The 22062-nt window shown below is 49.5% G+C and carries 25 protein-coding genes, 1 pseudogene and 1 riboswitch; of the genes and pseudogenes, 9 read left to right on the top strand and 17 right to left on the bottom strand.

Annotated elements, in window-relative coordinates; genetic code table 11:
- Positions 1-228 precede the first annotated feature (228 nt).
- The 3 genes from T458_RS46755 to T458_RS46765 all read right to left on the bottom strand — a co-directional run bounded on the left by T458_RS46755 (position 229) and on the right by T458_RS46765 (position 2251).
- Positions 229-948 carry a hypothetical protein gene (locus T458_RS46755; RefSeq protein WP_023557999.1) on the bottom strand — a complete coding sequence of 240 codons (720 nt, stop codon included), beginning with the start codon at positions 946-948 and terminating at the stop codon, positions 229-231.
- The gene (locus T458_RS46760) at positions 949-1662 is read right to left on the bottom strand and encodes a hypothetical protein (protein ID WP_023558000.1); all 714 of its coding nucleotides are present in this window, start codon (positions 1660-1662) and stop codon (positions 949-951) included. It abuts the gene before it with no gap.
- Between the two features lie 235 nt (positions 1663-1897).
- Complete coding sequence (locus tag T458_RS46765; protein ID WP_023558001.1) at positions 1898-2251, bottom strand: YisL family protein; 354 nt, start codon at positions 2249-2251, stop codon at positions 1898-1900.
- Between the two features lie 270 nt (positions 2252-2521).
- Here T458_RS46765 and T458_RS56125 point away from each other — a divergent pair, with 270 nt between their 5' ends.
- Positions 2522-3952, top strand: coding sequence for a HAMP domain-containing methyl-accepting chemotaxis protein (locus T458_RS56125; protein WP_023558002.1), 1431 nt, complete (start codon positions 2522-2524; stop codon positions 3950-3952).
- A 55-nt stretch (positions 3953-4007) separates the two neighbouring features.
- On the opposite strand, the gene T458_RS46770 is transcribed toward T458_RS56125, so the two are convergent.
- On the bottom strand, positions 4008-4877 hold the full coding sequence (locus T458_RS46770) for a YitT family protein (protein ID WP_023558003.1): 870 nt from the start codon (positions 4875-4877) through the stop codon (positions 4008-4010).
- Between the two features lie 137 nt (positions 4878-5014).
- On the opposite strand from T458_RS46770, the gene T458_RS46775 reads away from it, so the two are divergent.
- Positions 5015-5311 carry a Fur family transcriptional regulator gene (locus T458_RS46775; RefSeq protein WP_023558004.1) on the top strand — a complete coding sequence of 99 codons (297 nt, stop codon included), beginning with the start codon at positions 5015-5017 and terminating at the stop codon, positions 5309-5311.
- A gap of 212 nt (positions 5312-5523) precedes the next feature.
- On the top strand, positions 5524-6981 hold the full coding sequence (locus tag T458_RS46780; RefSeq protein ID WP_023558005.1) for a catalase: 1458 nt from the start codon (positions 5524-5526) through the stop codon (positions 6979-6981).
- Positions 6982-7229: 248 nt separating this feature from the next.
- Here T458_RS46780 and ltrA read toward each other — a convergent pair whose 3' ends face one another.
- On the bottom strand, positions 7230-8573 hold the full coding sequence (ltrA, locus tag T458_RS46785) for a group II intron reverse transcriptase/maturase (protein WP_023555181.1): 1344 nt from the start codon (positions 8571-8573) through the stop codon (positions 7230-7232).
- Between the two features lie 432 nt (positions 8574-9005).
- On the opposite strand from ltrA, the gene T458_RS0129115 reads away from it, so the two are divergent.
- Positions 9006-9323 carry a hypothetical protein gene (locus tag T458_RS0129115; protein WP_031306031.1) on the top strand — a complete coding sequence of 106 codons (318 nt, stop codon included), beginning with the start codon at positions 9006-9008 and terminating at the stop codon, positions 9321-9323.
- On the opposite strand, the gene T458_RS46790 is transcribed toward T458_RS0129115, so the two are convergent.
- From T458_RS46790 to T458_RS46835, 10 genes are all read right to left on the bottom strand, one after another.
- Positions 9283-10104, bottom strand: a complete 822-nt coding sequence (locus tag T458_RS46790) for an alpha/beta fold hydrolase (RefSeq protein ID WP_023558006.1) — start codon at positions 10102-10104, stop codon at positions 9283-9285. The genes T458_RS0129115 and T458_RS46790 overlap by 41 nt on opposite strands.
- A gap of 73 nt (positions 10105-10177) precedes the next feature.
- Positions 10178-10999 carry a serine hydrolase gene (locus tag T458_RS46795; protein ID WP_023558007.1) on the bottom strand — a complete coding sequence of 274 codons (822 nt, stop codon included), beginning with the start codon at positions 10997-10999 and terminating at the stop codon, positions 10178-10180.
- Between the two features lie 32 nt (positions 11000-11031).
- Complete coding sequence (locus tag T458_RS46800) at positions 11032-11394, bottom strand: cupin domain-containing protein (protein WP_023558008.1); 363 nt, start codon at positions 11392-11394, stop codon at positions 11032-11034.
- A gap of 95 nt (positions 11395-11489) precedes the next feature.
- Positions 11490-12101 carry an alpha/beta hydrolase gene (locus T458_RS46805; protein WP_023558009.1) on the bottom strand — a complete coding sequence of 204 codons (612 nt, stop codon included), beginning with the start codon at positions 12099-12101 and terminating at the stop codon, positions 11490-11492.
- A complete protein-coding gene (locus tag T458_RS46810; RefSeq protein ID WP_023558010.1) occupies positions 12098-13048 on the bottom strand; it encodes a ring-cleaving dioxygenase in 951 nt (316 codons plus the stop codon). Before T458_RS46810 ends, T458_RS46805 begins: the two co-directional genes overlap by 4 nt.
- Positions 13049-13075: 27 nt before the next feature.
- The gene (locus tag T458_RS46815; RefSeq protein WP_023558011.1) at positions 13076-13705 is read right to left on the bottom strand and encodes a nitroreductase family protein; all 630 of its coding nucleotides are present in this window, start codon (positions 13703-13705) and stop codon (positions 13076-13078) included.
- A 204-nt stretch (positions 13706-13909) separates the two neighbouring features.
- The gene (nadR, locus tag T458_RS46820; RefSeq protein ID WP_023558012.1) at positions 13910-14971 is read right to left on the bottom strand and encodes a multifunctional transcriptional regulator/nicotinamide-nucleotide adenylyltransferase/ribosylnicotinamide kinase NadR; all 1062 of its coding nucleotides are present in this window, start codon (positions 14969-14971) and stop codon (positions 13910-13912) included.
- Positions 14968-15666 (bottom strand): nicotinamide riboside transporter PnuC, encoded by a 699-nt coding sequence (gene pnuC / locus T458_RS46825; protein WP_023558013.1) that lies wholly within the window; start codon positions 15664-15666, stop codon positions 14968-14970. The genes nadR and pnuC overlap by 4 nt, the downstream gene beginning before the upstream one ends.
- A gap of 32 nt (positions 15667-15698) precedes the next feature.
- Positions 15699-16589 carry an NUDIX hydrolase gene (locus tag T458_RS46830; RefSeq protein ID WP_023558014.1) on the bottom strand — a complete coding sequence of 297 codons (891 nt, stop codon included), beginning with the start codon at positions 16587-16589 and terminating at the stop codon, positions 15699-15701.
- 131 nt (positions 16590-16720) lie between these two features.
- Positions 16721-18175, bottom strand: coding sequence for an aldehyde dehydrogenase family protein (locus T458_RS46835; RefSeq protein WP_023558015.1), 1455 nt, complete (start codon positions 18173-18175; stop codon positions 16721-16723).
- Positions 18176-18345: 170 nt separating this feature from the next.
- Positions 18346-18383: riboswitch (PreQ1 riboswitch) on the top strand.
- A gap of 90 nt (positions 18384-18473) precedes the next feature.
- Here T458_RS46835 and queC point away from each other — a divergent pair.
- The 4 genes from queC to queF are packed head-to-tail and all read left to right on the top strand — an operon-like array spanning position 18474 to position 20892.
- Positions 18474-19151: a 7-cyano-7-deazaguanine synthase QueC gene (queC, locus tag T458_RS46840; RefSeq protein WP_290367277.1), complete on the top strand. Its 678-nt coding sequence runs from the start codon at positions 18474-18476 to the stop codon at positions 19149-19151.
- A complete protein-coding gene (gene queD, locus T458_RS46845; protein WP_023558017.1) occupies positions 19151-19639 on the top strand; it encodes a 6-carboxytetrahydropterin synthase QueD in 489 nt (162 codons plus the stop codon). Before queC ends, queD begins: the two co-directional genes overlap by 1 nt.
- Positions 19636-20361: a 7-carboxy-7-deazaguanine synthase QueE gene (queE, locus tag T458_RS46850; protein ID WP_023558018.1), complete on the top strand. Its 726-nt coding sequence runs from the start codon at positions 19636-19638 to the stop codon at positions 20359-20361. The genes queD and queE overlap by 4 nt, the downstream gene beginning before the upstream one ends.
- A 33-nt stretch (positions 20362-20394) precedes the next feature.
- The gene (queF, locus tag T458_RS46855) at positions 20395-20892 is read left to right on the top strand and encodes a preQ(1) synthase (RefSeq protein ID WP_023558019.1); all 498 of its coding nucleotides are present in this window, start codon (positions 20395-20397) and stop codon (positions 20890-20892) included.
- 92 nt (positions 20893-20984) lie between these two features.
- On the opposite strand, the gene T458_RS46860 is transcribed toward queF, so the two are convergent.
- Both T458_RS46860 and T458_RS56620 read right to left on the bottom strand, forming a co-directional pair.
- Positions 20985-21287, bottom strand: coding sequence for an SDR family oxidoreductase (locus tag T458_RS46860; protein WP_023558020.1), 303 nt, complete (start codon positions 21285-21287; stop codon positions 20985-20987).
- A gap of 12 nt (positions 21288-21299) precedes the next feature.
- Positions 21300-21434 (bottom strand): annotated as a pseudogene (locus T458_RS56620) (arsenate reductase); the annotation flags it as partial.
- Positions 21435-21537: 103 nt separating this feature from the next.
- Here T458_RS56620 and T458_RS46865 point away from each other — a divergent pair.
- Positions 21538-22005 (top strand): GNAT family N-acetyltransferase, encoded by a 468-nt coding sequence (locus T458_RS46865; RefSeq protein ID WP_023558021.1) that lies wholly within the window; start codon positions 21538-21540, stop codon positions 22003-22005.
- Positions 22006-22062: the final 57 nt, after the last annotated feature.

Here is a 22062-nt window from a genome sequence, read left to right on the forward strand (position 1 = left end):
GCTCTATTTTTCTCTTCCGATAATCTCCCGTAAAAGCCCAGATGTGAACAGACGGCTTCATCCTCCAGCGATGAAGCCGTCTGCAAAAAGTGGATATGAAAACCAATTGTCTTCCGCCATTATACACCAATGGAAGGAAAAACTCCTGTCCGTTTTTCCTACTCCATAACAGCGGACCGGCCGATCCCTTCACCGTATGGGCAAAAGTCTCTTTAGCGTTCATCATTGCTATCTTGGAATCTCGATGTCTCCCTTGCCTACTGTCATCAAATAGTCCAAGTCAATTTTACTATTTACATACATTGTTCCATTTACAGAGCTCCAGGGAAAGGTTTCATCATTTGTCTGATCATATGAAGTCCAACCCAAAAATATATTTTGTTCGGGAAATTGTTTTGCTGATTCTACTTTGCTGTATGCATTCATCAATGTTACCCATTCGTCGGACAGTTGCATCGTTCCATAAGATTTTTCTTGAATGGGGACTCTCTTCTCCATTTGTATTCTTGGATAGTAGCGCTGGATCCCTTCTGCGATACGATATCCTCTGTTTCTAATTAAGTAAAAATGAATAGAACTTAATTGATCTTTCGGGTCAATATTCCACACGAAATAAAACGATGAAGGATCGTTTCCATTAAGCTTCCATATCATGGGTTCCCCCTTTGTATCAATCGAGGCAACCTGCCATTTATGATGTTTCCATACCCAATAGCTAAGACCGTAGTCATCCTTTTTGGATATGAAAGGAACGAATACGTGCCGCTCGTCAATCGGAATTGTATCTTGAATGATACTTGCGGTCGCCTTTGGAAAGATTCTATTCATCTCTTCAATCAATTGTTGATTAGGTGGAAAAGGAGCAGGCCTCGAAAAATAGAACCAGTATACAATAATGGATAGCAATATAATGAAAAATCCAAGAGACCCTATCTTTTTCTTCGTCATTTATTCTCCCTCCTCTAATAGTGAATCTTTGGAGCGAAAATAAAGGTCCTTTTTCGGTGTTGATAACAATATTCCTTTTCCATCGTCTTCAATATAAATCAATGCATGAAGACCACTACCCCATTTTGATGAGGTACCAATGAGTAGATATGGAAACCGTTCGTTTCTTTTACTCGATAAAGAATCCATATAGGTCTCTTTGTACCACTGATCACTATAAATCGCTTCCTGTCTCATTGTATCGAGTTGCTTGCGAAGGCTATCTTTATTTAGTGACCTGTCTTTCGCTGATGGGTGAATATTGATAATGGAAGCATTCTCAACATTTGAGATATAGACTGATAGGTCGTCTTTGGGGTATATCACATGATGGACTGGTAATGTTAGTATGGTTGATGCCAAGAAAATAAAATTCGCCCCAAAGCCTAACCAAGCAAAAGATCGGCAAGTCTGCCACCTTTGGTCTTTCCTTTTAAAAACAAGATACAAGATCCATACACCAAGAGGTAAAATGGGAAGCTGAACAATTACATCAAACATCCTCCAATTTATTGAAAAGGAAAAAAGACCAACGAGTATTATGAGTGGAATCTCCCATACTTTCGGTTTCACCATTTGTTTTTGATAAATTGTATAGGCAAAAAAAATAATAGCAAGCCAGCCTAAAATTACAGTAAATATTTCTATGACATTATAATTTGAATGCATCTCCATATGAATCCTCCTTTCTAGGTCTAACCATTTCAATGAGGACTGCCCCATACAGCCCAGCTTGTCGAACAACGAATCCCGATAGGATTCACAAAACATCTGAATTTCCCTATTTTACCATTTATCTCACTTTTCTCCTATCCCTCAGAGTGAATTCCCTGAACCGCGCAAAAAAAGGCTTTCCTCCACCGGAATCAGTGGAAGAAAGCCTTTTACCATTACTGCAATCTATGAAGGACTAGGCGATAACCCGATAGCCAAGCAGAATGACCAAGACCATGACGACAAGCGCTCCGACGAAAAAGCCGGTGCTCGGCTGATTCCTGGAGGCCCGTCCCATCGACATCTCCATGAGCCCGAAGACCACGATAGCCAGAATCGCCTTCACGTAGTAAAAGACGTCGCTCGCGTGATACCCGAAGAGCAGCCCCGCTCCAGACAAGAGGATAATGACCATCATCAATCTTAAAACCATATGTACGATTTTGCCTGCTTTTGCTTTACCCGCCCGGTACAATATGTAGCCAATGATCAACAGAACAAATGCTACTTCCCAACCGCCAACATGCGATTCTTTTAACATGTTGTACATTGCGCATTCAACTCCTACATTCAAGATGGCATGACCCTTTTATTATAGCAGAAGAGGGACTGAAATCCATTCACACGAACTCTTGTCATATTTGTGAACCATGATTCATGTGATTCGTTCCCCTTCCCTTCCAACACCTTCATATTCTGGGATATTTTTAGTGACAACAAAAATATATTATGATTTTTAGTATGATTGTAGTTTAGGAGGTTTAAAATCAGGGTACTTATTTTCCATCAGCGACAAATTCACATCTGGGAGGAAACAAACTTGAACGTCCAAAAAAAGATTTTGCTCGGATTCCTTGTCCTTTTGGGCTTCGTCATCGTCAGCGGGGGCTTATCGATTTTTCAAATGAAGCAAATGGGCGTGAAAGCGGAAGATATTCAGGACAATTGGCTGCCCAGCGTCGTGATGCTGGGTCAGATTAACAAGCTATCTTCAGATACTCCCCGTCTTTTGAACAGCATGGGATTGGAAAATGACTCCCGGGAAATGGAGCAAAGAGAGAAGGAAATCCTTCAAACGCTTGAGGAAATCGACAAGCTTTTGCAAGAGTATGAAATGACCATCACGGATGAAGAAGCGCAGGAGCGGCAATACTTCGAGGAATTTTCTAAATCTTGGGAAGTGTATAAAAATCAGGTCCCAGCCATGATTACCACTGCCAAAGGCTCTGACTCCGCCTACATCATCTCCGAACTGAAAAAGACGGTCGCCTCCTGGGAAACCGCGCAAGAAGATCTCGTGAGATTGATTGAGTTCAACAAGCAGAGCGCACTTGCTGCGACAGATGAATCCGTCAATGTCTATACAACATCCCTGTACATCCTGATTACGGTGATGTCCATTGCCACTTTGGCCGGGGTTGCCTTGATCCTCCTCATCATTCGCGATATTCGAAGAGTAGCGAGCAATATTGTGCAATCCTCCCATACCGTAGCCAGCTCGTCCGAAGAAATTACTGCAAGCATTCAGGAAGTTGCGTCTGGGAGCCAGCATCAAGCCAGCATGGTCAACTCTATCACGGAAATGATCGAGCAGATGGATATCGCGATCAGCCAGATCTCCGCCAACATCGAAGAAACCAGTACATTGGTCAACCAGACCTCGTCTGCTGCCGAGAATGGCGGACATCTGATGAACAACGCGATGGAGGGCATGCAGGACATCTCGAAAAAGGTCCATTACCTGCTGGAAAACTCGCGGAAAATCGACGTGATCGTCACGACGATCAAAGACATTGCCGATCAAACCAAACTGCTGGCTCTCAACGCTTCGATTGAAGCAGCGCGCGCCGGTGAACATGGGCGCGGTTTTGCCGTCGTAGCAGATTCCGTAGGGAAGCTCGCCAACCAAAGCGGCGAAGCAACCAAGGAAATCATCCACTTGGTGCAGAGGATGCAGGAAAGTACCCAGGATACCGTGGAAACGGTGCGTTCAGGCAACGAGTTGATCCTGCACGCAGGCCAATCCTTCACGGAAATTATCGAGTATGTCAAAAACTCTGCTGCGAGAATCACGGAAGTTGCCGCCAGTTGCGAAGAGCAGGCAGCCCAGACAAATGAAATTCTCCAATCTGCCCAAAATATCGCAGCCGTTACAGAACAAACCTCTGCCAGCACAGAAGAGACGGCTTCCGCCACCGAGGAGCTCTCCAGTATGGCAGAAAATTTAAATCAGCTCGTCAGCAAATTGTAGCCCGCTCACCTCAGGAAGAAGGCATCTTGCCTCCTTCCTGTTTTTTAGGCGTTCTCTACACAGCGCGAAAGCCCTCTCCAATCACCTCATGCGCAGGACATAAAATGATGAACGAATCCGGATCAACCGAGCGCACCATCATTTTCAGCTTGCTCACTTCACTTTGGCTGACTACGGCCATCAACACTTTTCGCTGATCTCCCGTATACCCGCCCGCTGCATCCAGCAAGGTGACTCCTCGATCCAGATCATACAAAATCGTCTCTCTCAAGGTTTCTGTTTCGTTCGAAATGATGTAGGCGACCTTGGTGGTATTCCAGCCCATCTGGACAATATCAATGGTCTTGCTGGTTACAAACAGAGCTATCAAGGCAAAGAGAGCCTTTTCCGCATCGAAAACAATCCCTGCCAGTGCGATCACCATGCCATCAAAAACGGCTACGCTGGCTCCCAGGCTCAGCCCCGAATGCTTATGCAAGATTTGCGAAGCGATGGCAAAACCGCCTGTCGAGCCCCTGCCGCGAAACACAATGCCAATCCCCAGCCCGACGCCGATCCCCCCGTATATGCTGGCGAGCAGCGTGTTGTTCGTCAGCGGCTGCAAATGGCTCGTCAGCATCACGCACAGCGGCAAAACGACAGAGCCAACTGCTGCTTTCATGGCTGTCTGCTTGTCCAGCATTTTGATTCCCAGCAGCAGCAAGGGAATATTGATGGCCCACTGGAAGATGGCCGGGGACCAGCCGAACAGGTTGAACAGAATGGTCGAAAGCCCGGAGACGCCGCCAGAGGCAATCTGGTTGGGATTGAGGAACACATTGAAGCTGGTTGCGAGAACCAGTGAGCCGATTACCAGCATCAGGTACTCAAGTCCTTTTCTTCGCGGACTGTCGATCGGGATGATTGCTCGTTTTTTTCGTGACACACACTCCACTCCTGCCTGTTACAAAATCGCCCATAACGTACCATATCCTGCTTCAAAAGAAAAGGATTGACGCAGCTCATAAAGAAGATGATAATTAAAATTACATAATAATAATTTTAAATAAGAGGTGAGCTGCGATGGAACCACAAATCACCAGTGTCACGCAGCAAGTCAAATATTTGGGCAAGCGACTTACTGTACAGCGGAGGGCAGTCTTGCTGCATATGCTCTCCACTCTCGACTCCCCGACCGCCAAGGATGTCTACATCTCCCTGAAACGGGAAATGCCCAATATCACACTCTCCACGGTCTACACGGCTTTGCGGTTTTTTGTCAAAATGGGAATCCTCAAGGAGCATCCTGCCGGACATGCCGCAACGCGCTTTCAATGTATCATTCCCCGATCGGCTCCGATGCTAAAGGAAGTCATGTAAAACGCGACAACAGGTCGTCACTACTCCTTTGGTATGAGTGATGCCTGTTCTGAATAGGGTATAACAGGAAAGCCAATGTCGCGGAATGTCGTATGAGGGAAATTCTTCAAAACAGTTTGCTGGTTGCAAAAGCCCAGATACTAAATTATAATAATTATCATATTAAAATAATTATAAATTAGGTTCGCGCGATGAGAAAGGGGAAGAGGAGTATGACAGAAAAGAAAAAACTCACAACAGCGGCCGGTGCGCCGGTCGCCAACAACCAGAATTCCATGACGGCTGGCCCTAGAGGCCCGATGCTGCTGCAGGATGTCTGGTTCTTGGAAAAGCTCGCCCATTTCGACAGGGAAGTCATTCCGGAAAGACGGATGCACGCCAAAGGCTCCGCCGCATACGGTACGTTTACGGTAACGCATGATATTACAAAATATTCAAAAGCAAAAATCTTTTCCGAAATCGGAAAGCAGACGGAAATGATCGTGCGCTTCTCCACCGTAGCCGGTGAACGCGGTGCGGCCGATGCGGAACGGGATATTCGCGGATTTGCTATGAAATTTTATACGGAAGAAGGAAACTGGGATCTCGTCGGCAACAATACGCCTGTCTTTTTCATCCGCGACCCGCTGAAATTCCCTGACTTGAACAGAGCCGTCAAACGCGATCCACGCACCAATATGCGCAGCGCGAAGAACAACTGGGACTTCTGGACATCGTTGCCTGAAGCGCTCCACCAGGTGACGATCGTCATGAGTGATCGCGGAATCCCGGCGTCCTACAGACATATGCACGGATTTGGCAGCCATACATTCAGCATGATCAACGATAAAAATGAACGCTTCTGGGTGAAATTCCACCTGAAATCCCAGCAAGGCATCAAAAACCTGACTGATGAAGAAGCAGCAGAGCTGATCGGCCAAGACAGGGAGAGCCATCAGGCAGACCTCTACAACAGCATCGAAAAGGGCGATTTCCCGAAATGGACCATGTATATCCAGGTGATGCCGGAAGCAGATGCGGCGAAAATGCCGTATAACCCGTTTGACCTGACCAAAGTGTGGTACAAAAAGGACTATCCGCTGATCGAAGTCGGTTATTTTGAATTGAACCGCAATCCGAACAACTATTTTGCCGAAGTGGAGCAGCTCGCCTTCTCCCCTGCGAACATCGTTCCGGGAATCGGCTTCTCGCCAGACAAAATGCTGCAGGGCCGCCTGTTCTCCTACGGCGATGCGCAGCGTTACAGACTGGGAGTGAATCATCACCAAATCCCGGTAAACGCGCCGAAGTGTCCATTCCACAGCTATCATCGCGACGGCCAAATGCGCGTGGACAACAACGCTGGCTCCACGATTGGCTATGAACCAAACAGCTACGGCGAATGGCAGGACCAGCCTGACTTCAGCGAGCCGCCACTCGCTCTCGAAGGCGCCGCTGCCCATTGGGATTTCCGTGAAGATGACAACGACTACTACACGCAGCCAGGGCGATTGTTCAATCTGATGAGCCCTGCGCAGCAGCAGGTATTGTTTGAAAATACGGCTCGTGCCATGGGCGATGCGCCGAAGGAAATCAAGATCAGACATATCAGCAATTGCCTGAAGGCAGACCCTGCTTATGGCAAGGGTGTTGCGGCTGCGCTTGGGATTGAGCTGAGTGAAGTGGAATAAGAGAAATGCCGTTTGATCGGACTAAAGTGGCAGGGAGGAAAAAGGAGAAAACGCTCTAGGATAGTTGGGATCTTCACTTTGGGTCATCCCTGGTCGGCTACACTCCAAAGGCGGAACCGCGGCCAAAAGCAGCCGACTTCGAAGAAGTCATTCAAGGTGTAGAGTAGAGAACTGACGTTTTCTGGCGACCGTTTGGTCGCCTTACTCCTTTCAGTTCCCCCTCATCAAACCGTACGTGAGGTTCTCCCTCATACGGCTTTCCGATGTTCTTCTTTCCTTGGCATTCGGTTATCGCGTACGGCAAGCTTCACAAGAATTCCTCTTGTAGCTTTTGCTATCTCTCTCATCCGCGCATGTCTCGCTTGTTTATTCCTTTTCTTGTTGTTAAAGAGCACAAGTCTTGTCAGAACATACCAGTCGATGCGACATAACCACTTAGCTCCTATGGGTGAAAGTGAATAATAATTCTTGAAACCTTGAAGTTTTCGATTCAGCCCTTGTATCAGCTCGTCTAGTGACCAGTACAACTTGTTGCGCGGTTTGGTATACTCTTTGATTTTCCTTCTCATTTCCTTCATAGCCTTCTTGCTCGGAATGTGTGACATGACGTACATTTTCTTTCCACCCTTGAGAAGAATGGGAAATTTTCGATGGTGTAAACCAAGGAAGTCAAAGCCCGTCGTATTGTCCCAGATATTAACCAGTCGAGACTTTTCTTTACTAAGTGTAAGGTCCAGTTTGTTTAGTACCGCTTTTATGACTTGTATACTTTCCAAAGCGTCTTGTTTCGATCTACACATGATTACAAAATCATCCGCATATCGGATCAGCTTCCCAAGATGAGTGAATTGCTTCTCCCAAATCGTGTCCATGTAGTCCAAATAAATATTTGCCAACAGTGGAGAGATTACCCCTCCTTGCGGAGTGCCCCATTCGGTTTCATGAAACTGTACATCTTCCATGACGCCCGCACGGAGCCAGTTCCGAATCAGCTTTAGTATCCTGCGATCAGAAATCCTTTTCTCTACTAGCTTCATGAGCTTTTCCTGATTAATGTTGTCAAAGTATCCTTTGATGTCTACATCGACTACCCAGGAGGCCGTCCTGCTGGTTTTCTTGATTTGTGTAATCGCCTGGTGGGCATTTCGTTTGGGACGGAATCCGTATGAGCAATCTTTGAAATCGGCTTCAAAGATAGGCTCAATAACCATCTTGGTTGCCATCTGAACAACACGATCTCGGATGGTCGGGATACCAAGCGGTCTTTGTTTCCCATCCGCTTTCGGGATGTACGTGCGCCGCACAGGAGATGGATGATATTGCTTACCCTTCAGGTCGAGATAAATTTCGTTGAGAAATTTACTTTCCCCATACTCCTGAACGATTCTTTCAATTGTCTGTCCATCTATCCCGCCGCTACCTTTATTGGCTCGAACTCTACGCCACGCTTCCGCAAGAATATCTGGCCGGTACACTTTGTCATACAGAGCATGAAATCGCCGTTTTGGATTTTCCTTGGCACAAAGATATAGGGTTGTCCAAAGTTGTCGAGCTTTTACATTGGTGTAGTTAGCAAGTTTACTTGCATTCACTCACTCTTACCTCCTTTCAACCCAAGAACAAAGCAGGGTTCCTTCCCTCCACAAGGTTGTGTTGTCCTTATGTTCAACGGTACTATAAACCCCTCCGACTCCCTCTCTGCCGTCCACCCTTTCGCATGTGCTTATAGGCTTTCGCTTTACACCCCAACGGGGTGTGCAGAGTAGGGTCTCCCCAGTTCCGTTAACTACTTTCTCAGCGTACCGCTCCCCATACTCCGGGAGGTTCCTTGATGCTGTCTCCAAGTTCTACACATCGTCCATGGACTTCGCCTGCGGCCACCGGGCTCGTCTCCTCCTTGTCCATCCACTGATGGTCCCTTTAACGAAGCGGCAGGATTCACTTTATGTTACGGTCCGCTGATTTGCTCGCTCCCTTACGGGATACTTTGTCACAGGGCTTCAACCTTAGGATCTCTCCACCAGTTGCCTGTCAGCTACGAGGCGACTTGGCTCTTACCTCGGTTGGACTTTCACCAACTAGCAATTAACGGCTTGCTGGGCGCGCTGGCCGCTGAGAGCGTGTTCCGCCTTTTCCATTACGCCTGGGTCAAGATCCCAAATACCTTCGCTTATTTCTCCTTTTTCCTCGACCAGCTTTGTCTGGTCATCATGGTTGCATTTTCTGGTTTCTCAAGAAGACAATTAAGGGCACTCAAGAAGATATACTTCCTGAGTGCCCTCTTTCATATTTCAATGGAAATCAAGTGTGCTGTTCGAGAAAAGAAAGCAACACACGGTTGAAGAGCTCCGGCTGGTCCATCGGCGGGATATGGGCAGAGCCTTCGATGACGATTTTTTGTGCTCCTGGAATCCTTTCAGCCAGGACATCGGCAATCTGCAAGAAATCGGGATAATCCCGATCTCCGGCGATGACGAGGGTTGGGACGTGAATTTCCTCCAGACGCTCGTTTGGCGGAGGTGAAAGTACAGAAAGTCCTTTTCCGAACTCCGGCAAGGAAAAGGCGTGCTCCGTCATGACTCGGTACCGCTCCCTCGCTTTCCCAGCAGCTTCATTCGCAGGGTACCCAGGACCGTCGAACCACATCTGGATGGTCATCTCCACCGCTTCCTCGCGTGTCCCCTTTTGGCAGATCTCCTGAAAGCGCTCCGTATCGCGAATCCGTTGCTCGCTGCGCGGATGCCCCATCAAGCCTGACGAGACCAGAGACAGGCTCTTCACCATTTCGGGATAGGCGAGTGCAAACTCTACCGCTACCATGCCGCCAAACGATAATCCGACCACATGTGCCTGTTCGACTCCCAAGGCTTGCAAAACTGCTTGCGTATCGTCATACAGGGTGAAGGGGATCTCGGTTGCAGGCGTTCGCCCAAAGCCTCGGATGTCAAAGCGGATTACCTTGTACGTCTGTGAGAAGTCCTCCACCTGATCGTCCCACAGGCGGGTGTCGAGATTGAAGCCGTGAATCAACAGCAGCGGCTCTCCTTTGCCCGTCACTTCATAATAAAAACGGGTTCCATTCACATCCAGAAAACCTGACTCTACCGATGGACTGATTTCCATTTTTTATCACCTCTTCACCACTATGTCATGCCTTTCTTCCCGCGTCCAGACGGTTCACAAAATTGAAAAAAATCTACCCAAGCTTCGCGTATTCATAAACTGCTTTGCCGATGCTGCCGAGCGTATGCAAGGCTTCTTCCGCCTCCACGTCCTGCGACAAAGCGGTGATCGCAAAACAGCGGCCCTGTACGTACAACAGACCTGCGTCATGCTGCCTTCCCGTATCCCAGCCTGACTTGCAGGCTATCTCCCAGTCTGTCGCAAGCATTTCCTTGCCTATTCCATCATCAGCCACCGGTAAAAGCGAAGGCAAACCGTTGCGGAATTGCTGCTTTTTCATGATGTCGACCATCTCTTCACAGGCCTTTGCCGAAAGAAAGCGTCCTGCTCCGAGCCGACTCAGCATGGTTGTGACATCTCGAGCCGTGATCGTATTGTTCCCCGGATTGTCGGCCGGGTAGATCATCAGCTTGCGGACGTATCGACTTTCCTTCATCCCCAACTCGCGCATCGTTTGCTCGATCCGCTCTTTCCCAACCAGATCGATCAGAATATTGGTAGCGGTGTTGTCGCTTTGGATAATCATCAGGGTTGCCAGCTCGCGAATCGAGAGTCGCAGTCCGGGAGACAGAGCGAAGAGCATCCCGGAGCCGTGCACCATATCCTCCCGTCTGAGCGCCAGCCGATCTTCGAGGGAAAATTCGCCCTGCCAAGCAGCAGCAAACACCGCTGCCATAATCGGAACCTTAATGACGCTCTCTGCGATAAAAGACTGATCGGGAAGATGCTCAAAGCAGATGCCTTGTCCTATTTCCTCGACTACAATTCCCCACGTTCCCTTCGCATCTTCGACAATCTGTGATAGCTGCTTTTTCAATCCCTCTGCCTGTTGCATGAAGCCCCCCTCTTTCTATATGAATTTTTTACCTAGATCGTCGGGAGATCCGACACCGTCCGTTCATTTACCTGGTTTCCGGTATTCAGCGTCGTTTTCGGCTCCAGCAGCAGGACATGAGCTTCTTCCTCTGCGACTGGCATATGCTCCACACCTTTTGGAACGATGAGAAACTCGCCTTCTTCCAACCAGACATCGCGGTCCCGAAATTTGATCAGCAGTCTGCCTTTGACTACCAGAAACAGCTCATCTTCATGCTCATGGTGGTGCCAGACGAATTCCCCTTTGAATTTAGCGAGTTTTACATAGGAATCATTGATCTCCCCGGCAATTCGCGGGCTCCAGTATTCGTGAAACAGCGAAAATTTTTGCTTCAGATTTACCTTTTCCAACATTCGTCACCCTTTCTTACTATTCTTCCATTATAAACGGACAGCCCATAAAAAAAAGGAACCCTTTGGAAAAAGAGTTCCTTTACATGTAAGCTTGTTCATGCGATGAAATTCTTCGCAAACCAGGCAGCGGACGCCCGCACTTCTCCCTCTGTAAGCTGATGTCCGTACATCTCCCAATGCAGATTTACGGAAGCACCAGCCTCTTCCAAGAGACGCGACAGCTCCTCTGTCTCTGGCAATGGACAAATCGGGTCGTTTTTGCCTGCTCCGATAAAGATCGGGATTCCAGACAGATCCGGCAAGGAAATTCCTCTGCGCGGGACCATCGGATGATAGAGGATCGCTCCTCTCAACGCGTTTTCATAGTGGAAGAGCAGGCTCCCGGCGATATTGGCGCCATTGGAGTAGCCGACCGCCACGATATTCTCCCGGTCAAACTCGTATTCGGCAGCCGCCTGGTCGAGAAAAGCCTGCAGCTCCTCGGTCCGAAAAATCAGGTCCTGCTCGTCAAATACCCCTTCCGCCAAGCGTCTGAAGAAACGCGACATCCCATTCTCCAGAACATTTCCACGGACGCTGAGAACGGATGAACCGGGATGAATCATCGGGGCGAGAGACAGCATATCGCGTTCGTTGCCGCCCGTTCCATGCAACAGCAGCAAGACGGGAGCTTTTGCATCGCTCCCCTTTTGAAAAAGGTGAATCATGCCCGATCCTCCTCCAAGACACGTACTTCAAACGGCAGCAAGCCTTGCTCGATACGGGTCCGATACGGTTCATACCATTCGGGGAGCATCAGTTTTTCTCCCAGGCTCTCCATCGGTTCATCCAAAGCAAATCCTGGAGGATCTGTAGCGATCTCAAACAAGATTCCGCCGTTCTCACGGAAGTATACCGCATTGAAATACTGGCGGTCGACGATATCCGTAGGATGCAGACCGTAGCGGCCAACATTCTCCTGCCATTGTCGGTGATCCTGATCATCCTTTGCCCGCCAAGCGATGTGATGAACGGTTCCGGCCCCTTCCTGCCCGCGTGGCATGGGAGCTGCATTGATATCAATCACATTGCCCAAATCGCCAACGGCACGGAAACGGACCAATCCTTCCTCTTCTGCCACTCTTTCCATCCCCATCAGATTCTCCAGCACATGCATCGTCTTCTCCGGCTGCAGGCTGTACAGAATGGCTCCGCCAAAGCCTTTGATCGCCTTGTCGGCAGGCACGCCACCGAACGACCACTTGCTTGCCGGCCCCTCCTCGCGCTCTACGATTTCCAGCTGCAAGCCGTCTTTGTCTTGGAATTGCAAATACGTTTCACCAAACCGCTGAATGCGGTAGTAAGACATCTTGAACTTGCGCAAGCGCTCTTCCCAAAAGGATAATGCCCCCATGGGAACGACAAAGGTGGTATACCCGACCTGCCCTCCGCCGACCTTGCCCAAGCGTGCCTCCGGCCAAGGAAAGAAGGTCATCGCAGTACCTGGGCTGCCAGCTTCGTTGCCGAAGTACAAGTGATAAACATCCGGCGCATCAAAATTGATTGTTTTTTTCACCAGACGCAAGCCGAGAAATCCGGCGTAAAAGTCGACGTTTTTTTGCGGATGCGTTACAAAAGCCGTAATGTGATGTATTCCTGAAGTCTGTTGTTTCATCTTAGTACCAACCTTTCACTATGATTTTCACTGAAATGCGTTGTAGCTGACGAACTCTCCTATCGGTTTGCGATAGCCCCTCACTCGTTGGGAGGAGAGATCCTCCTTGCCGATGGTGATCATCAATACCGGCTCATACGTATCCGGGATGTTTAGGTGTTTGCTTACCTCTACGGGATCAAACCCGATCATCGGGCAGGTATCCCACCCTTTGTCCTTCGCCGCCAGCATGAACAGCATGGCAGACAAACTGGCATTGCGGATTGCCTCGTCGTGCAGAAACGATTCGCCTCTGCTTTCATAAAAAGAGGTGACAGAGGATACGGTATGATCATATTCCTGTTTACTGAGAATCCCTAGCTGCAAAAGCCCCTCGTTCACCTTGCCAACATTCTGATAGGCCATTTTGTTGCCTAATACAAGGATGACAGCAGATGCCGTTTTGACCTTATATTGCCTGTTCGCCGCTTCAAACATGCGCTCTTTCATCTCCGGAGAATCGACTACAAGATAATGAGTATGCTGGAGATTAAAGGCGGTCGGGGCGAACTTGACATCCGAGAAGATTGCGTCCAGGTCCTCGCGTGAAATCTTCACATCAGGCAAAAATTTATTCGCTGATCTTCGCATGCGGATGAGGCCGGAAAAGTCGTTCATAGACTGCACTTCCTCTCAAACCAATTCGTTGTTAATATCTCTAATTTGTGATTTCTAACAAAAAACATCTCAAATTTAAGATAATTGTATGCCAGACTCTTCCGGTTGTCAACACCTGAAGACATGACGATGCCTGCAAAATAAGAAGAAAAAACTCTCAGCCGCGACATAACAGGCAGGCTGAGAGTTTTTCATTACATGATTTTATTTCATTTCATGATTCTTTACGACTGGCCGACCCAGCAGTTCATTGACGTGAACCATCGCCTGCTCGAGACGTTCTTGGTAGTTTCCTGAAATGCTGTGATAACGCACTCCAAACTCCTCCAGCAATTCCTTGAGCAGGCGATTGTTCTCTTGCCGCACCTGCTCTTCGCCAAAGGAACGGGTGCCGTCATCGACCCATTCCACATCCGGCTCCAGAAACAGCCAAAAATCGTATTGCTGCAACCGCGCAATCTCATCCAGAATCGGCTGTCTTTTGCCCACATAGAGCTTGGAAAAATACTGCGTCACAATCGCTTCCGTATCGATGAACAGGACCTTGTTGGCTTTGGCCCCCTGGACCTTTTCGTGATATTTGTGTTCAAACGCAATCTCGGGATAATCCTCTGGAAGCGTAATATCTTCACAGTTGCCCAACCGCTCGTAGTACGTTCGTCCCCACTCCTCCACGTAAGTCGTGTTGTACAGGTTGGCGAGATTGCGTACCAGCGTGGACTTTCCGCAGCTCTCCGTCCCTACCACGACCACTTTTTTCACAAAGTGGGGCTGGACGATCGCGGGCAGCATGTTCCAATGCTTCAGGACGCCTTCCTTGCGCAGCATGGAGCCGGAGATGGGGTAGACTTCGCGTTTCGGGTCGATCAGGATGTGCTGTGCATCTGGATATAACTCCCCAAAAATAGGCGTGTACGCCGTCTCGGAGCTGAATACCGCATCCAGTGGCTTGCCAATCGCAGCCAGAATTCCTTGGGCGCCGATATGCCAATCTGCCATCTCGCCCGTCTCGGGCTGGTGGACTGCATGGACGTGAACATGCGGCATGTCTTTCGTCAATTGCGTCCACCAGCGCAAGCGGACCCGCACCGGAATATAAGGGATGCAGCCGTCTTCACACAGCTTTTGCTCATAGGCTTCGTCATACGTCACGATGACATGCAGTTCATCCACCATGGTCGACGCTCGTATCATCGCATACACATGCCCCATGTGCGGGCAGGGAAGGAATTTCCCTCCGTACATGCCAACCGTGCCGGGTTTCATTGGGAGTGCACCTCTTCCTGTTTCTGGACCTTGCTCAATTTAATCCAGTTGTAATAGCCGTAGATCGAGTTCACGAGGAAAGCGGACCACATGACGACCATGTTCATGTCATTGCCGCCCTGCTTGATCAGTGTCACAACCCACAGCGAAATGGAGAGGACATTGACCGCGATCCAGAGTGCCCATTGCTCGGCGTATCGCTTCAGCATCAGAATCTGCGCAAGCACCGACAGCACAACAGCGGCTGAATCCAATCGAACCTCCTGACCGCCGATGACATGCAACAGCTCAGCGTAGAGAATGCTGCCGACAACCGCGATGAGGATAAGGATCATCCAGCCTTTTTTAGTCAGGCGCTTGACCGCGACATCTTCTCCCTGAATGCTGGTTTGGGTGCGATGGCGGGACCACATGTACAAGCCGACGAATTGGGCGGGAAAATAAAACAGACCGTTGAGCATCGCTTCTCCATACAGCGAATAACCGAACGAAATGTATGCGTACGTGCCCGTCTGTATGATCCCGAAGTAGTAATTGGAGATTTTTCCCTTGGCGACCAAGACCACGCAAAGCATTCCAGATAAAGAAGAAATCAGACCAAGCAACGAATCTTCAAAGGCAAAGAACAGATAAATATTTACGATGGTGAACAGTACGAGCCAAATCTTTTCAAACAAAGTCCAATCCTTCAACATCGAAACAACCTCCCCGTTGTTTGCAAATATCGTTACAATTCATCGTCCCATGTCGGATTGTAGCGGTACAGCTTTGACGGACGATGCCCTGCATTGCGGCGGATGTGATTGGTTTCCAGCACCTTATCCGCTACTTTGCGGCGGAAGGCAGCCGCCAGCAGTTCTTTGCCCAGGATCACTTCAAACACCTGCTGCAAATCAGACAATGTGAAATACTCGGGCAGCAGGTGAAACGCGATGTCGGTGTAATCCACCTTGTTGCGCAGCCTTTCCAGCGCATACACAATCATTTTGGCATGGTCGAAAGCGAGGTTGTGCGCTTCCTCGATTTCCTGCACGACCTTGGAGTGTCCATGCTCCACGATTTTGGTCGTTTTCACTGTCGCGGTCGCCGCATCCGCGCCGCTGCCCAGGCGCAGCTCCACCCACTTTTCGATCATGAAGCCATTTTCCGTAACTGTGGTCTTCTTTTGTGTCCAGTGGTCTGAGACGTGGAACCATTTCGCATCCTCCGTCCCTTCTCCCGACTGCAAGGGATAGAGGTCGCTGTTGATCAGGGCCATGTAGGAACAGCTGATCACGCGCGTTCGCGGATCTCTGCCAATATCTCCCCACGTGTACAGCTGCTCCAGGTAGACATCCCGAAGACCCGTCTCTTTTTCCAACACCCGGATCGCAGCTTCATCAATGCTCTCGTGCGCGGAGACAAATCCCCCCGGCAATGCCCACTGCCCCAAAAATGGATGCTCCTTGCGCTTGATCAAAAGAATTTTCAGCGATTTGTCTGAACGTTTGCGGTAGTTCTCAGACTCCTCCTCCGTGACAGTGAAGAGCAGCATATCCACGGACACGGAAGGACGTACGTATTGATTGACATCATACTCCTTGAGGAACATTTGCTCCGCAGAATGGTTTTCACTCATGTTATTACTCCTTTGTTATTATCATATTGTTAATAACATTTTGTTAAAATGTTACTGCATGAATTTTCCTTTGTCAATCCGCTTTATGAAAAAAATTCCCCGGAACTTTCCCGGGGAATGAATGATCGATGTTAAAACGGATATTCTCTTGGCTTGGTCTGGACGGAGATCCACTTGACGGTCGTGAACTCATGCAAGGCCCATTCCCCGCCGTAACGGCCCAATCCAGAAGCTTTTTCGCCGCCAAAGGCAACGATTGGCTCATCATTGACTCCCTGGTCGTTGACGTGGATCATGCCTGTCTCGATCTGTTGCGCTACCTCGACGCCATGCTCGATGGACCCTGCATGCACCGCACCGCTCAAGCCGTATTCGCTGTCATTAGCCACCCGAATCGCCTCTTCCTCGCTGTCCACGGCGATGACACCGACCACTGGTCCGAAGATTTCCTCCTGGGCGATCGGCATATCGTTGGTTACATGAGAGAGAATCGTTGGCGCGAATACATTTCCTTCCACCTTCCCTTGCAAGGCGAACTTCGCCCCTGCGGCGATGCTGTCATCGATCAACTTTTGAATCCGCACCACTTGCTTGTTGTTGATCAGCGGGCCGACCACGACATCTGGATTGCGCGGATCGCCGTAGCGCAGACGGGAAGCCCGCTCTACAAACGCCTGCAGGAATGCGTCGTACACAGGACGTTCGACGATGATCCGGTTTAGCGACATGCAGATCTGGCCGCTGTTGAGAAATTTGCCGAACGCAGCTGAACCCGCCGCTCTGTCGATGTCTGCATCCTTGAGGACGATCATCACGTTGTTGCCGCCAAGCTCCAGCGCCACGCGCTTCAGGTGTTTACCACACAGCTCCCCGATGTGGCGTCCTACTGGCGTCGAGCCGGTAAAGGAGATGATGCGCGGGATCGGATGTTCCACGAAGGCATCTCCGATCTCGGAGCTTTTGCATACGGTCACATTGAGCAGTCCTTTGGGAATCCCGGCATCCTCGAAAAGTTTCCCTAAGAATAGCCCTCCCGAAATCATGGTTTGCAGATCCGGCTTCAAAACTACTCCATTTCCTGCTCCCAGCGCCGGAGCCAGCGAGCGCATGGTCAAATGAAAGGGAAAGTTGAACGGACTGATGATCCCGACGACACCTGCAGGTTTGTGGTAGATGCGGTTTTCTTTTCCCGGGATGACCGAAGGCATGATCTTGCCTTGCATGCGGATCGGAAAGGTAGCGGCTTCCTTGAGAATCCCCAATGCGGCATCCGCCTCGATATTGGCCTTCAACTGGGAGGCGCCGTTTTCCTCGACAAGAATCCGGACGATCTCCTCCCGCCTTTCTTTCAGAAGCTCCGCAGCCCGCTCCATGACGGCGGACCGCTGATAGGCATTTACCTGTTCCCATTCCTTCTGCGCTTCCTTGGCTGCTCTGTACGCTTCGTCGATGTCTTCTTGATTGGCGAGACGAATCTGCGTCAAAACGCTTTGATCGTACGGGTTTTCATCGGTCGCGACTGTCTCGCTTTTCCCCTCCCGCCACTGTCCAGCGATAAACTGCTTGTTCCATTTTTCAAATGCCATGTGCAAGAAACACCCCGTCTATTGAATGTAAATGCGTGCTGTAGCTGCAAACTTCATCTACATTATGGTGCTTATCGCCTTTTTTATCCGCCCCACACGCCCGCCGATTGTAGTATAATGACGAAGGGCAAGCAGACGCCTGCTCCACCACACGAAATCCATGCCTAGGCATGGGAGAGGTTCGCGAACTCCCTCTATAAAAAACTATTGTGGTAACAGTACCCAAACGGGGTATTGTTTTATTTGTTTTTTATGAGCTTGTTCAAGAACTCTCTTTCTTCCACTTAACCAAAAGGAGATGGAGAGCATGAAAAAGGAGAAAGCCGTCGTTGTATTCAGCGGGGGTCAGGACAGTACGACCTGCCTCTTCTGGGCCAAACAACAATTCGGCGAAGTAGAAACGATCACGTTCGACTATGGGCAGCGCCACAAGCTGGAGATCGAATGCGCCCAGCAGATTGCCCAGGAGCTCGGCGTGAACAACACCGTATTGGACATGAGCCTGTTGAATCAGCTCGCGCCCAATGCCCTCACCCGCACCGACATTGCGATCACTCAGGAAGAAGGTCAGCTCCCGTCTACCTTTGTCGACGGACGCAACCTGCTGTTCCTCTCGTTTGCCGCTGTTTTTGCCAAGCAAAAAGGCGCACGCCATATCGTGACTGGCGTATGCGAGACGGATTTCAGCGGCTATCCGGACTGCCGCGACGCGTTTATCAAATCGCTCGACGTGACGCTCAACCTGGCGATGGATTATCCATTCGTGATCCACACGCCGCTGATGTGGCTGAACAAGGCGCAGACGTGGAAGCTCGCTGACGACCTGGGTGCCTTCACCTATATCCGCGAAAAAACCCTTACCTGCTACAACGGCATCAAAGGAGACGGCTGCGGCGAATGCCCTGCCTGCCACCTGCGAAAAGCCGGACTCGACACCTACCTTTCCGAAAAAACGGCACAAGGGGCCGATGCCTGATGAGCGCCTACTTCGACTTTAAAATCGTGGAGCGCATGCAGACATTAGGCACCGATATCGATCATTCACAGCTTCGCTACCACAACAAGCGCGTGATGGTCAGCAAGGAATTTACCTTCGATGCGGCACACCACCTGCACGCCTACGAGGGGAAATGCAAGAACCTGCACGGTCACACGTACAAGGTCGTCTTCGGGATCAGTGGATTTCCCGACGAAATCGGGCTGGTCATCGACTTTGGCGACATCAAGGAAATCTGGAAGAAGCACATCGAAATCTATCTGGATCACCGCTATCTCAATGAAATGCTCCCCCCGATGAACACCACGGCGGAAAACATGGTCGTTTGGATCTTCGAGCAGATGGAGCAGCAATTGCAATCCAGCACCTACCGCGACCGATACAAAGGCGCTTGGTTGGAATTCGTCCGCCTGTATGAGACGCCGACCAGCTACGCCGAGGCAAGACGGGAGTGGATGGTCGAATGAGTCAGATTCCTGTTCTGGAAATTTTTGGACCAACCATCCAGGGAGAAGGCATGGTCATCGGGCAAAAGACGATGTTCGTTCGTACCGCTGGCTGTGATTACCGCTGCTCCTGGTGCGATTCGGCTTTTACCTGGGATGGAACAGCTCGAGACGAGATCAGGCAGATGTCTCCTGAGGCGATCTGGGAAGAGCTGTACCGTCTGGGAGCAGACCGCTTTTCTCACGTCACGATTTCTGGCGGCAATCCCGCGCTGATCGAAGGCATCGGTTCGCTGGTATCGCTTTTGCAAGAAAAAGGGATTCGCACTGCCGTGGAGACGCAAGGCAGCAGATGGCAGGATTGGCTCATGCAGATCGACGATGTGACGATCTCTCCCAAGCCGCCCAGCTCCGGGATGCAGACTGATTTTGACATGCTGGATCAGATCGTCCATCGCCTTGTCAATGGCGAGCATCAAGGCGTCAGTCTGAAGGTCGTTGTGTTCGACGACGAGGATTTTGCTTATGCACGCATGATCCACCGTCGCTACCCGCAAGTGCCTTTTTACCTGCAACCAGGCAATAGCGATCTGACCGACGCCGATACTGAAACACTGCGCGACAAACTGTTGCACTCCTTTGAATGGCTGATTGACCAGGCGATGGCAGCCCCTGACATGAACGATGCCAAGGTGTTGCCGCAGCTGCACGCCCTGGTCTGGGGCAACAAACGCGGGGTATAACGATAACGAATGAGGAAATGAGGTAGTAACGAAATGGCCAATCAAGAAGAACGAGACTTGTCTTCACTCACGCTCCTGGGCAACCAGGGAACCACATACAACTACACGTATGATCCAAGTGTATTGGAAACTTTTGACAATAAACATCCGTACCGCGACTATTTTGTCAAATTCAACTGCCCGGAATTCACCAGTCTCTGTCCAATTACCGGACAACCCGATTTCGCTACCATCTATATCAGCTACGTTCCGGATATCAAGATGGTGGAAAGCAAATCGCTCAAGCTGTATCTGTTCAGCTTCCGCAATCATGGAGACTTCCACGAAGATTGCGTCAACATCATTATGAACGACCTGATCAAGCTGATGGAGCCGCGCTATATCGAGGTATGGGGCAAATTCACGCCGCGTGGCGGCATCTCCATCGATCCGTACTGCAACTACGGCAAGCCGGGGACAAAGTATGAGGAAATGGCGAATTACCGGATGATGAATCACGATCTGTACCCGGAGAAAGTGGATAATCGCTAAACTTTGTATTTTGGAATCTAATTGAAAATGTAAAGAGGTACTCAGAAACGAAGAAACGTCCCTGAGTACCTCTTTTTTATTGTATCGAACCTTTAGCTCAATCTTTCGTTGTTACTTTGGATATGCATGCCGATCGTTGCACCGATAATCCGAACCTTATCGAACACTGTCAGTACTTCTTGGCCAGTCAGCGTGTAGATTTTTCCGGCGTGACCGTCACCGATTAATGCGGCTACCCCTACGTCGGCGATGTCGGCAACGTGAATCATAGCGCTGGGCGAGTTACCATAAGGTATTTCGTATCTGGCTCCCTCTTCATTTCGTAGAAGTAACGGACCGGTGACCTTTAACGTCTCAGCATCAATCACATCTGATGCATGAGTGCTGATGTCCACTCCAGACTCCTACATAACCTGAACAGACCGAGGGTTCAGACCGTGAGCTTCTAGACCCGCGCTTTTCACCTCGTAACGATCGCCACCCAGCGCTTTCAAAAATCCAACGGCGATCTGGCTGCGGCAAGAGTTCCCGGTGCAAAGGAATAAAGTATTTGACTGACGTGGGCGCTAAGCTAACGGGCAGGAGAGTTGAAGAACAAAGAGAATAACTAAGGTTATCAATTTTAGGATAGGCGGTGATAAGAAGATGGCTCAAGTAACTCTGAAAAGAATAACTTCTGAAAACTGGAGGGAGGCTCTTGAACTTTCCGTAAATGTTGAGCAACAAGAATTTGTTGCCGCTATCACACCACCTGTTGCAATTGCTCTTGCCAAGGCGTATATCAGACCAGACGGCAGGATGGTCGAACCTTACGGGATCTACCTTGAGCAAAATATGGTTGGTTTCTTCAATCTGCACTATACTCCCGATAGCAAAGAAGACTATTGGGTTTTTCATTTTTTCATTGATAAAAGGTTTCAAAGAAGAGGTTTAGGATCTGCTGCAATGGCGAACTTGATAAAACATATCAAAGAAACCCACCCTTCTTGCCATTGCATTCGCTTGACTGTCCATCCCAAAAACGAGGCGGGGAAAAGCTTCTATACTAGGCTTGGATTTAGCGATAATAAAATTCTTTCATTTGGTGAACCAACATACTCCATCTACATTTAGGCATACCTTGTTCAACTAACGCATTACGTTAGTTCAATGAAGCAGCGACAGTCTAGG

Source organism: Brevibacillus panacihumi W25 (assembly GCF_000503775.1).
GTDB classification, from domain to species: domain Bacteria; phylum Bacillota; class Bacilli; order Brevibacillales; family Brevibacillaceae; genus Brevibacillus; species Brevibacillus panacihumi_A.

Coding starts and splice junctions, on each gene's coding strand:
- T458_RS46755 (WP_023557999.1), bottom strand. CDS start 948: ATGACGAAGAAAAAGATAGGGTCTCTTGGATTTTTCATTATATTGCTA.
- T458_RS46760 (WP_023558000.1), bottom strand. CDS start 1,662: ATGGAGATGCATTCAAATTATAATGTCATAGAAATATTTACTGTAATT.
- T458_RS46765 (WP_023558001.1), bottom strand. CDS start 2,251: ATGTACAACATGTTAAAAGAATCGCATGTTGGCGGTTGGGAAGTAGCA.
- T458_RS46775 (WP_023558004.1), top strand. CDS start 5,015: ATGGAACCACAAATCACCAGTGTCACGCAGCAAGTCAAATATTTGGGC.
- T458_RS46780 (WP_023558005.1), top strand. CDS start 5,524: ATGACAGAAAAGAAAAAACTCACAACAGCGGCCGGTGCGCCGGTCGCC.
- T458_RS46790 (WP_023558006.1), bottom strand. CDS start 10,104: ATGGAAATCAGTCCATCGGTAGAGTCAGGTTTTCTGGATGTGAATGGA.
- T458_RS46795 (WP_023558007.1), bottom strand. CDS start 10,999: ATGCAACAGGCAGAGGGATTGAAAAAGCAGCTATCACAGATTGTCGAA.
- T458_RS46800 (WP_023558008.1), bottom strand. CDS start 11,394: ATGTTGGAAAAGGTAAATCTGAAGCAAAAATTTTCGCTGTTTCACGAA.
- T458_RS46805 (WP_023558009.1), bottom strand. CDS start 12,101: ATGATTCACCTTTTTCAAAAGGGGAGCGATGCAAAAGCTCCCGTCTTG.
- T458_RS46810 (WP_023558010.1), bottom strand. CDS start 13,048: ATGAAACAACAGACTTCAGGAATACATCACATTACGGCTTTTGTAACG.
- T458_RS46815 (WP_023558011.1), bottom strand. CDS start 13,705: ATGAACGACTTTTCCGGCCTCATCCGCATGCGAAGATCAGCGAATAAA.
- nadR (WP_023558012.1), bottom strand. CDS start 14,971: ATGAAACCCGGCACGGTTGGCATGTACGGAGGGAAATTCCTTCCCTGC.
- pnuC (WP_023558013.1), bottom strand. CDS start 15,666: ATGTTGAAGGATTGGACTTTGTTTGAAAAGATTTGGCTCGTACTGTTC.
- T458_RS46830 (WP_023558014.1), bottom strand. CDS start 16,589: ATGAGTGAAAACCATTCTGCGGAGCAAATGTTCCTCAAGGAGTATGAT.
- T458_RS46835 (WP_023558015.1), bottom strand. CDS start 18,175: ATGGCATTTGAAAAATGGAACAAGCAGTTTATCGCTGGACAGTGGCGG.
- queC (WP_290367277.1), top strand. CDS start 18,474: ATGGAGAGCATGAAAAAGGAGAAAGCCGTCGTTGTATTCAGCGGGGGT.
- queD (WP_023558017.1), top strand. CDS start 19,151: ATGAGCGCCTACTTCGACTTTAAAATCGTGGAGCGCATGCAGACATTA.
- queE (WP_023558018.1), top strand. CDS start 19,636: ATGAGTCAGATTCCTGTTCTGGAAATTTTTGGACCAACCATCCAGGGA.
- queF (WP_023558019.1), top strand. CDS start 20,395: ATGGCCAATCAAGAAGAACGAGACTTGTCTTCACTCACGCTCCTGGGC.
- T458_RS46865 (WP_023558021.1), top strand. CDS start 21,538: ATGGCTCAAGTAACTCTGAAAAGAATAACTTCTGAAAACTGGAGGGAG.